9 protein-coding genes are annotated in these 9920 nt (G+C 45.3%); 5 read left to right on the forward strand and 4 right to left on the reverse strand.

The annotated features are described in order from the left end of the window. Positions 1-374 precede the first annotated feature (374 nt). Positions 375-1205, forward strand: coding sequence for a ParA family protein (locus QUA02_RS32130; protein ID WP_333033761.1), 831 nt, complete (start codon positions 375-377; stop codon positions 1203-1205). 108 nt (positions 1206-1313) lie between these two features. Next, positions 1314-2459, forward strand: coding sequence for a ParB/RepB/Spo0J family partition protein (locus tag QUA02_RS32135; protein WP_333033762.1), 1146 nt, complete (start codon positions 1314-1316; stop codon positions 2457-2459). 233 nt (positions 2460-2692) lie between these two features. Here the strand turns inward: QUA02_RS32135 and QUA02_RS32140 are convergent, their stop codons facing one another. After that, complete coding sequence (locus tag QUA02_RS32140; RefSeq protein WP_333033763.1) at positions 2693-2875, reverse strand: hypothetical protein; 183 nt, start codon at positions 2873-2875, stop codon at positions 2693-2695. A 20-nt stretch (positions 2876-2895) separates the two neighbouring features. Between QUA02_RS32140 and QUA02_RS32145 the strand changes: the two genes are divergently transcribed. Next, complete coding sequence (locus QUA02_RS32145; RefSeq protein ID WP_333033765.1) at positions 2896-4653, forward strand: helix-turn-helix domain-containing protein; 1758 nt, start codon at positions 2896-2898, stop codon at positions 4651-4653. Positions 4654-5481: 828 nt separating this feature from the next. Here QUA02_RS32145 and QUA02_RS32150 read toward each other — a convergent pair. Beyond that, positions 5482-5772, reverse strand: a complete 291-nt coding sequence (locus tag QUA02_RS32150) for a hypothetical protein (RefSeq protein WP_333033766.1) — start codon at positions 5770-5772, stop codon at positions 5482-5484. 18 nt (positions 5773-5790) lie between these two features. On the opposite strand from QUA02_RS32150, the gene QUA02_RS32155 reads away from it, so the two are divergent. After that, positions 5791-7497: an eS19 family ribosomal protein gene (locus QUA02_RS32155; protein WP_333033767.1), complete on the forward strand. Its 1707-nt coding sequence runs from the start codon at positions 5791-5793 to the stop codon at positions 7495-7497. A 116-nt stretch (positions 7498-7613) separates the two neighbouring features. Then, positions 7614-8969, forward strand: coding sequence for a replicative DNA helicase (gene dnaB, locus QUA02_RS32160; RefSeq protein WP_333033768.1), 1356 nt, complete (start codon positions 7614-7616; stop codon positions 8967-8969). A 35-nt stretch (positions 8970-9004) separates the two neighbouring features. Here dnaB and QUA02_RS32165 read toward each other — a convergent pair whose 3' ends face one another. Together QUA02_RS32165 and QUA02_RS32170 are read right to left on the reverse strand one after the other, a co-directional pair. Beyond that, on the reverse strand, positions 9005-9580 hold the full coding sequence (locus QUA02_RS32165) for a tyrosine-type recombinase/integrase (RefSeq protein ID WP_333033770.1): 576 nt from the start codon (positions 9578-9580) through the stop codon (positions 9005-9007). A gap of 43 nt (positions 9581-9623) precedes the next feature. Further along, positions 9624-9806 carry a hypothetical protein gene (locus QUA02_RS32170; protein ID WP_333033771.1) on the reverse strand — a complete coding sequence of 61 codons (183 nt, stop codon included), beginning with the start codon at positions 9804-9806 and terminating at the stop codon, positions 9624-9626. Positions 9807-9920 lie beyond the last annotated feature (114 nt).

The raw sequence follows: 9920 nt of genomic DNA on the forward strand, positions 1-9920 counted from the left end.
TAATTCAACAGGTTCCTCAATTTACATACCATATCTACCATGTTTTGTCAATATCTAATACTGTACCGATGCCCTAGTACATTGTACGATCGCACCGTCCCAAGACTGCGCTCGAAGTTAACTCGGCGGTTAGATCCCATACCTCAGATATCGATATATGACGTTCCGTGTTTCAGTCTAGCGATCGAACTTAAATTCTTTTCAACAATCTTCCCCGTACTAAACTTGACGATAATCTACTCGTCAGACTAAATATTAACTTGCTGGATCAACGTAAGGCAGAACGGTAGTTAGCGGCGATGCCCTCTCATATATCGATATCTGATGCCGACTCTCGATATATCATACTTAAATCATCTACTTAATTCAAAACCATGCAAATTCGACTAGCAGTCATCAGCAATGCTGGCGGCACTGGCAAAACCACACTTTCAGTTCACCTCGCCTACGAACTGGGGTTAAGGGGTTTGAAAGTAGCCATTATGGATCTCGACCCCCAAGGCTCCCTGACCCTTTTTTGCGGTCTAAATCCGCCAGAGCCAGAACACACACTGTCCGCCATAATGCGAGAAAGCTTCAATGGCTCTTGGCCTCTTACTCCTAGCTGGAGTTCCCACACCAATAATATAACCGTTTGTCAAGGCGGAATGACGCTGACGCAAACAGCAGACGAGTTAGTTCTGCACAAGCGTGGCGCTTATCTTCTGGGCGATTGCCTGAGTGACTATCCAATGGATCACGACCTAATTATCTTCGACTGCCCCGCTACCCTCGGCCCCTTGCCCTTGATGGCACTAACTGCTTGCACTCATATAATAGTGCCCGTACAGCTCGAACCAAAATCAATTCAAGGAGCAGCTCACCTGCTGGAGTGGTACTACCACCATTGCAAACAATTACGCCTCAAGCCGCAACCAGAAATCTTAGGGTTTGTACCCAACCAATACGATACGAAACGAGCCGTCCACCGACAACTTTTAGAGTCCTTGCCAGCCCAGCTAGAGCAGATGAATATCCGCGTTTTTCCACCTATTCGGGACAGTGCAGAATTTGTTAATGCCAGCGGTCAAGGGTTGCCATTACACCTTTATCGCCCGCTTCACCCAGCTTTAGGCGACTTCAAAGAAATTGTTAAGCACCTGGCTACTTTAATGGGAAATGGAGTTGCTCCGGCTATTGCCAAAAAAGGAAAAAAAAAGAAATAGTGTTTGATTCACAGTCACAACTTGCGCCGGCGAAAACGAATCCTTCGTTTTTGGCTTATAGCCATGAACTGACTTCTTCCAATCCCCAATTTAAAATCTAAAATCGCTATGGCCACCCGTAAAGCTCCCGACTTGGGAAATTATTTTTCATCCGCCAAGCAGTCAATGCACCTCTCTGAAGCTGAATCCGAGATTCAGGAACTCAAAGCAGAAATTGAAGAACTGCGAAAATCGGGTTCAACGGAATTGGAATCTCAATTGACTGCACTGCGAGAACAACTAGAATCCGCCAGCGGTATCCTCTCCATTTCACTCTTACAAATTCAGCCTAATCCTGAACAACCCAGACAGACATTTTTGCCGGAAAGTATCGAGTCCATGTCCCGTTCCCTCGCTAGTGACGGACAACTGCAACCCATTATCTTGATTCAACGGGGGGATTTGGTGATATTCGATGGAGAGCGGCGCTGGCGCAGCGCTAAAAATCTGGGCTGGGAAACTTTACAAGCTGTGATCGTTCCAGAACCCGCGGCTTTGCACCGCAAAGCACTGCTGACTTCCCTGCACCGGGAAGATCTCAATCCCCTCGATAAAGCAGAAGCTATTGTGCGGGAGTTGTCTGAAAATACGGGTTTGGAAGCTGCAACTATCCCCCGCATTCTCTCGACAGTGGTGCGACGCTTGAACGCGCAAAAACGGATGAACTTGGTTTCCGAGTTGGTGACGGTGGCACCTGACGAGCAGCAACAGGGTTTGGCCGCTTTGGGTTTGGATGAACAAGAGTTGGCCGTTTTGCGGACACTGTTGGATTTGCAGCTCAATCCCGCTTCTATCGATGCCAACATTTTCCCGATGCTGTCTTTGGCTGATGACCTTAAGACTGCTATCAGGCAATTAGGACTTAAAGGGGTTCATGCAATGGCTCTTTCTAAACTCTCTGCTAAAAATTTAGTCTTGCCAGAGGAAGAAGCGCTGCCGATTAGAGTTAAAACAACTAATCAAGTTATTGCCGATAAATTGTCAGTGACCCAAACTCGTAAATTGGTGCAAGAAATTATCAGTTCCACTCTGGATGATTTCCCAGGAGCAGCCCGCCCGTTCAAGCAGGTCAAGTTGGCAACCGGGAATTTGAAAAAGCTGTCACCGCAAGTGTTGGAGCAAGCTGAGGTTGAACAACTGGTGGAGTTGCAGGAGGTTTTGCGCCAAAAGCTGGCGGAAATTGAGGCGGTTTTGAAACAAAATGGTGGGGAATAATACCAATTTCATAAATTTCTGCTACAGAGGCAGTTCTAACTCCTCCCCTCGAACGGGGGAGTTGAGGGGGTAGATATTTAGCGATATTTTATGAATTTGGTATAACAACAAAGTTTCGATGGGGCTGTCTGCTGAAATCGATCGACTGTTTCTACCCATCGTTTTTATCGATCGCCTTCGATCTGATTAGCTGCCAGACAATCTATAATAAACGAATTGCATTGTGGAGGTAGTTATCCATGAGGCAATGCAAGCTTGTGAGTCAGTTTTTGAATTTTTTGATAAGTTGTTCTGTCAGACGGTAATTTCGATCGCAAAACAGCTTTTTGTTGGTTGTAGCAAGCACCGATCGCCTTGAGGAGTTTACCATTAATAGTCGGCGGGTTAAATCTTGCTTGATTCGATATATGTGGCAACCTGAAAACACATTGTCCTTATGAGAGACCGCGATCGCATCCAACAATACGCTCTCAAACTAGGTAGAGAAGGTAAACTCCTATCTTCAATATTAGTGAATATTGCTACCCGATTGCATCATGTTTTGAAAACAATTATATCTCAAAACAGTGGAATAAAACACTTACCGTATCGCGATTTAAAAATCACCCCACAATTATTAGGAACTATTGAAAAAACATTCGAGAAATACTTTATATCTGATTTTCTGGAAAAGAATGCAGAGTGGATACTGAATCAATTAGATATCTGCGAGCGAGGAGAAAACCTATCGGATATTCTGCCTGGAACGATCGCTTTTCACCCTGACGCATCCTTACCCAAATCCGAATCCCGGACAGAATCTCAGATAATTAGTGCGTGTGGATATCATGCTGCCGATGAATTACTACAACAAATAAATATACAAAATCTATCCGCAGCTCAGTTGGCAAAAATCTTAGAACTTGCACCCCTTCCAATTCCAGTAACCGAACCCCCATTATTCAAGAATAAATCTGTAGAAGCTGTTCCAACAGCAGCTCTGATGGCTTCCAGTCTCCGCGCGCAGATCCGACCTGATTTGTGGTATGAAGCTGCCAGCAGTATTGCTGTTTTTCAACATGAAGCAAAGGGTAACTCAAACAATTATATCGAGCATTACATTTCCAGCCCAGGTGACATTACCCTGCTGCCTTGGAACGAAGCCCAGCAAATCATTGATAAGTTTGGGTTTACCAGCGCAAAATTGCACATTATTTTTGCAGCTCACACCATGAAACAAGAGACTCCTTGGCACAGCAGCTTTACACTAAAAGCCAGCGATATTGTTAAGGAAATGGGATGGGATAAAAATCACAAAAAAACTCAAATAGAAAAACTGCTAGAGATTGCTAATACAGCATTTGCCCTTGATTGTTTGTTGGTCAAAGCTGTTTGGATTGAGGGAATGAACAAGAAAGGGCAAATTATAGCTAGTGCTCCTGTAGGGAGAATGTGGAATGTCTACATCAAACCCCAAGGTCAGTTAAATTTTGAAGGTAAGATAGACAACCCCCATGAAATCTACATCACAGTCCAACCCGGATTGTGGACTCAGGATTTTTTGAACCGAGCTGGAGCCAAGTCGAGAGAAGCGTTATATCAGTTTGGCTATCTTTCCCAGCAAGTGCTGAGAATCGATCCGTACCATAACGAATTTGCCTTAAGACTAGCAATTCATGTCACCATAGAAAGCCGATTTCACGCCAGTGGTGAATACCGAGTTTTAACGCTACTAAAAGCGATTTTACCATCTCCACAAATTGACTCAGCTCGCAGCGATAATCGCAAAGCCTACAAATTAAAGCAGAGCTGGGATAGTGCCTTAAAACTATTAATGAATCTGGAGTGGCAAATAGAATTTGACCCGGAAACTTATCCAGATAAACTTCAGCCTGAGAACAAAGAAAGAAACCCAAAAGGCTACCTGGAATGCTGGCTGGCGGCCAAAATTACCATCCTTCAGCCAGAACCCATCCCACTTTTAATCTCAAAGAAGACCCAACCCAAACAATTAAAGCGCGCTTCGGCAAAACCACTCTCGATAGCAGGTGCTTCCGTGCGAAAAGCCCGTGAAGGTAAGGGGTGGACTCAGAGAAAATTAGCTGGTTGGTTGGGGGTTTCACAGTCGCTGATTGCTCAGATAGAGCGTGGTCAGCGGACTGTCAGCCCGGAAATAGAGACTAAATTGCTCGCTCTATTGGATATCGCTGAGTGAAGTCGATCACATTTGAGATTGGAGATTTTAGATCGATGGGGGTTTGAAACTTGTCGGCTGTTGAATTCAGTTTTGGGGCGCGGTACTCGTACCAAACTGACTCGTCGCCTCACTGGTCGCTGCTTCGGAAAACTTATACCATTTCTCCAAAATAATGCAACAGTAGTTTGTACCGCTCGAATCTAATTGTATTGGGTACTCGACCCGCATTGTAGCAGCATTTTAGAGAAATTGTATTACCCAAAGCTGCTCATAGATTGGGTTAGTGTTTTTTATCCTACGATCGTGACTTCAAGCAGATAAAAAACTTTGACCTTGCGCTGTGTCGATTTTAGGCACGTTAGAGAATTTTGATGTTACCCAGCAAAAGCCTTACTAATCAACAGCAAGCAAAAATTTTTTACGCCCGATCAATAAAAGATTGGTTATTCAAGTTGTTATTCAATTTGAGCGATCGCAGCGACAGAGCCTGGGGCTGGCTGCGTATCTTGCGGGTGCCATGACTTTCTTAACGCAACCTCAGTCCAGACTTTACCGGGCTGTATCTTTACTGGTTTGAGCTGGTTGTCCAGTTTTGTCCGGTATCTCGCGGATAGCTATGCAGGTGAACGCATTCAAATACTCCTATTTTCAGAATTAGCGAGATCCAGCGAGCCTAAAGGGCTAGTTGCCGTAATCAAGCTGACAGCAGCCGTGTAATCATAAAAAAAACTTAAAAAATCGAGCTTGAACCCTTACAGTATATGGGTTTAAGCTTGATTACAAAAACATCCACATCCCAGGACAATTTTATCCACATCCCAGGATAATCTTATCCACATCCCAGGATTATGATTTTTTGAAACTCTTGCTATATATAAGTTTCAGCTTTTGATTACAACTCTTATAAGTCTGACAAGACTGATCCGCCACCACATCCCGCGACGATCGACCTGGCAGGATGGAAAAAATAATCGCACGGGCTCGACGATCGATCGCCAATGCAGCGCGATGGAGCGCATCTCGCCTTCCTGCTGCAAGCACGAGCGGATACCCCGCGACCAAATCCGACCAAATCCATAACAACCCCTCTCGCACGCTTCTAGTAGCTACCACAGCCGCTAAAAGTGACACGCTCATTTTTACCGCGAACAAAAAATGGTTGCAGATACAACTACCTGGCACAAACCACCACTCACCAGATATGCCTCAATTTACGAAGCCCTGGCCGACGTACTCGAAGGCGCTACCCCCAGCGCCATCAAACTCGCCCTCTACCTGTACAGAACCTGCATCGGCGGCAAACCAGAGGAAATCGACATCTATGACATCCCCTTGGGCGAAAAACGAGCCACAAGAGTCCGCAATGGCAAGCCCTACAGCCCCAACACCAGGCGGACAGCCCTCAGACAGCTCGAAAAACTCGGTTTGGTCAAAATCCTGAAAAACTACGGACGCGGCATTTTTCGCATAGCAGTGCAGCACCTGGGCGACGTTCGCCCCTTCACTCATACCCACTCAAAATTCCAAAAACTGAGCAACTCATCAAAAAATCAACGTCAACAGTCAAAAATTGAGCAAATAGAGGGTTCAAACCCTGATGGCGCCGTACTCTTTACAGAGGATAAGAAAGGACAGCAAAGCACTGAAAATGTTGCTGCTGTTTTTTTAAGTTTTTTTGAAGAAAGAGAAAATTTAGCCAAGACAAATGTAAAACCAAAAAATGTAGAACCAAAACCTGCTACTCAAATCCAGACCAAAGACAGTCAGTCAAATAAAAATTCACAACAAAGACTAAAAATTCTAACTGAGGATAAATATTCCGCCCCAACCGCTGAATATCTGAATACTAATTCAGATAAAATTCAAGCGATCGATGATGCGACAATACCTTGCAGTTCAGAACAAACAGGTTTAACCTCTGAACCCCCGCAAAAACTACCCACAAAACTCGACAGCCTCGACCATCAAAGAATCTCTGGCGCCGAACCAACAATAACCAACAAAGCTGTCCGGTTAAATCTCGAAACATCTTCGTTCGTTAATCCTCAAGTCGCTAAAATTGTCGAAACAGTTGTAATTGCCAATTCCAAAGCAACTGAAATTGCCGAAGTGGTTGCAATTGCCAATTATGAAGCGATTGCAATTGCCAACCCTGATGTAACTGAAATTGCCGAAGCGGTTGCGATTGCTAACTCCGAAGCAACTGAAATTGTCAAAGTGGTTGCAATTGCCAATTCCGAAGCGGTTGCAATTTCCAATCCTGATGTAACTGAAATTATCGAAGCGGTTGCAATTGTCAATTCCGAAACGACTAAAATTGCCGAAGTAGTTGCGATTGCTAACTCTGAAGCGGTTGCAATTACAAACCCCGATGCGACTCAGATTGTCGAGATAGTTATGCAAGCCACAGGAGGGATGAATCCCGAATTGAGAGTTTGCGTCCTCCAGTACAACTTAGAAGAAATTCAAGCAGCCATAAACCTGCTGCAAATCAGAAGCCAAACAAAGCAAATATCTAACCCTTCAGGATGGATTGTTGACTGTTTGCGCGGTCGTTGGTGGGGAAAAACTAATGGTTTTCCAAACTCGAACCCAACAAATGTTGTTTCGTCTCCAGCTTCAGCAGGCTCTTCTCCAACTCCAAAAAATTCTCCTTCTGCACAGACAACAAGAATAACTGAGGATTATATTGACCCTCAGTATATGCCATTAACAACTCACCGAAAGTTATCCGAACAGTTCCAAGAACTAGGCGAAGAAGCTTTCGCAGCGCTAGGTATTCAGCAGCAAATTTACTTGCAGTGGATACAGCGATTTCCTCAGCAAGCAAAACAAATTGTGAACAAATTGTCTACTACTTAGCTATTTAGCTTAGCTGTGAAAACAGTGATCGTCCAACCCATTTAGACAGCTTTTCATCTTTTAGACAACTTTTCGCACAGTTGAATTAGCAACAAGATCAAAGGAGAATACCAGACATGGCAGTCAGTTTAGTTGACAAATTTATTCCGAGCAATATTGATGCAGAGGAAGCAATTTTAGGCGGAATTCTGATCGACCCAATCGCGATTAACCGAGTCGCAAATATTCTGCGTCCCGAAGCGTTAGCAATTACAGTCCACCAACACATTTATCGGGCCGCTTTAGCGCTGCACTCTAAGGAGCAGCCCACAGATTTGATGAACGTCACCACCTTCCTCGACGACCACAACCTCCTGGAAGTAGTAGGGGGTCAAACCAAACTGGTAATGCTGGTAGACCGAACTGTTTCAGCCGTCAACATCGACCAATATGCCTTGCTAGTCGTAGACAAGTTTGTCCGGCGCGAACTCATCAAAGTTGGTAATGACCTCGTGCAGCTTGGCTACGAGACTTCCACCGAATTGGATGCGATACTAAATAAAGCCGAGGAAAAGATTTTTGCCCTCAATAAGTACAAAGAAGAGCGGCAAAAAGCTATTCGGCCTCTCTCGGAATACTGCGGGGAGCTTTGGCGATATCTAGATGAAATTGAGGAAGAGCGCTTGGAGACTGCTAACTACTTTCCTGGAATCAGCACAGGGTTTTACGACCTCGACGACCTATTGGGAGGGGGATTTTACCGAGGCGAATTGATTGTCATAGGAGGTCGCCCCGGCAGTGGCAAAACAGCTTTGGCTTGCGCGCTTGGGTACAACATTGCTTCCCTCCCCAGGAACGGTCGGGTTTTGATGTTTTCGATGGAAATGCCGGGTCGGGACTTGGCAGCGCGACTAATGGCACTTGAGAGTGGGGTGTCGGTGAAAGATATCAGGAAAGTTAACCTAGCTGGTAAGTACGAAGTGCTAGCTTCGGCTTTAGGGAAAGTTAGCGATGCTGATTTTTGGATAGACGAAAGTTTGGAACCGTCTCCCTTGGAGATTCGTTCCAGAGTTAGGGAGTTTGTTTGTGAGCGAGGTTCCTTGGGTTTGGTAATTATTGATTACTTGCAATTGATGGTCAATTCGGCGGATGAAAATGTTGTCAATAAAATCAGCGAAATTACGCGGCAGATGAAGATTTTAGCTCGCGAGGTTGATGCGCCGGTTGTGCTGCTTTCTCAGCTCAATCGGGGGGTAGAGACTCGCACGAATAAGCGTCCGAGTTTATCGGATTTGCGTGGTTCTGGTGGAATTGAACAGGATGCGGATGTTGTGCTTGGAGTTTACAGGGACGATTATTACAATCCTGATTCTCCTGATGGGGGAACGGCTGAAATTATTGGATTGAAAGGACGGAATAGCGGAACGGGAACAGTTAAGTTGCTGTTTGATGCTGAATGCTGTCGGTTTCGGAATATCTATAAACTGCCGTAATAGTAAAGGACAGGAAAATATTGAGCTCTGTCGCCTTACTTCAAGAGCCCAATCGCCTTGACAAGCTGTTCCGGCTGTACCTCCAAATAGCGCTGGAGACTAGACAAATTTTTGTGTCCCGAAATCTCCATAATCACCCGCAGCGGCACCCCCGCATTGCTCAAATTAGTCAGCGCCGTCCGCCGCATCGAATGTGTTGAAGCCCCCTTAATTCTTACCCGCTTGCAAGCTTCTTTAAAAATCACATCCGATGCGGCGCGAGTCAAAGGCTTCGTATTGTCTCGCCCCGGAAACAAAAAACCTACATCTGGATTGTAAGCCTTTAAATACTTAGCCAGCATAGGATGGAGCGGCAGCGTTCGCGTTGCTGATTTCCCCTTTGTCGTCGCTTTCCGCAACGTGACTGACCCCCCAACAATGTCGTGAGTTGTTAAAGCTAACGCCTCTGAAATGCGGCAGGCACAGTAAAAAGTTACAGCAAACAAAAGCCTGTCCCTTGCTGTAATAAAACCCCGGTCAAACAGTCGGTCAATTTCTGCGGGCGTCAAAATCTTAGCGCGCCCATTCCCTTGAACCTTCACGGCGCATCCTTGACGGGTAAATTCCTTCATTATTGGACGAAAGGGGCATTACGTCAAGTAGGCTAACTGGCTTCTATTCTTTGATGGCCAACCAAATCCGGCTCAATCGCTTTCTGGGCAATCGGAGGCGCTTGTTGCAACTCACTTCCCACTTATTGCTATTCAACTGACTCGAATTCTCGGGAAAGTTGATAATCGGCAATGTGGCGATCGCGTCTATGAGGTCTCTGAAGGTAACAGGTTCAAGGGCTGTCATAACACCGCGCCACCAAGAAAATTATTAGTAACTAATCTAATTACTGTAGTTTAGACTAACCAAAGATGAGAACGGTGGCAAAAGAAGAACTAGAGCCACCGCGCTGGGAGAGAA

It is taken from the genome of Microcoleus pseudofavosus SVA1_A4, from assembly GCF_036700565.1.
Lineage (GTDB): Bacteria > Cyanobacteriota > Cyanobacteriia > Cyanobacteriales > Microcoleaceae > Microcoleus.

Excerpts from the sequence above, each read along its gene's own strand:
- QUA02_RS32145 (WP_333033765.1), top strand. The coding sequence starts at position 2,896 with ATGAGAGACCGCGATCGCATCCAACAATACGCTCTCAAACTAGGTAGA.
- QUA02_RS32130 (WP_333033761.1), top strand. The coding sequence starts at position 375 with ATGCAAATTCGACTAGCAGTCATCAGCAATGCTGGCGGCACTGGCAAA.
- QUA02_RS32170 (WP_333033771.1), bottom strand. The coding sequence starts at position 9,806 with ATGACAGCCCTTGAACCTGTTACCTTCAGAGACCTCATAGACGCGATC.
- QUA02_RS32150 (WP_333033766.1), bottom strand. The coding sequence starts at position 5,772 with ATGAGCGTGTCACTTTTAGCGGCTGTGGTAGCTACTAGAAGCGTGCGA.
- QUA02_RS32155 (WP_333033767.1), top strand. The coding sequence starts at position 5,791 with ATGGTTGCAGATACAACTACCTGGCACAAACCACCACTCACCAGATAT.
- dnaB (WP_333033768.1), top strand. The coding sequence starts at position 7,614 with ATGGCAGTCAGTTTAGTTGACAAATTTATTCCGAGCAATATTGATGCA.
- QUA02_RS32135 (WP_333033762.1), top strand. The coding sequence starts at position 1,314 with ATGGCCACCCGTAAAGCTCCCGACTTGGGAAATTATTTTTCATCCGCC.
- QUA02_RS32165 (WP_333033770.1), bottom strand. The coding sequence starts at position 9,580 with ATGAAGGAATTTACCCGTCAAGGATGCGCCGTGAAGGTTCAAGGGAAT.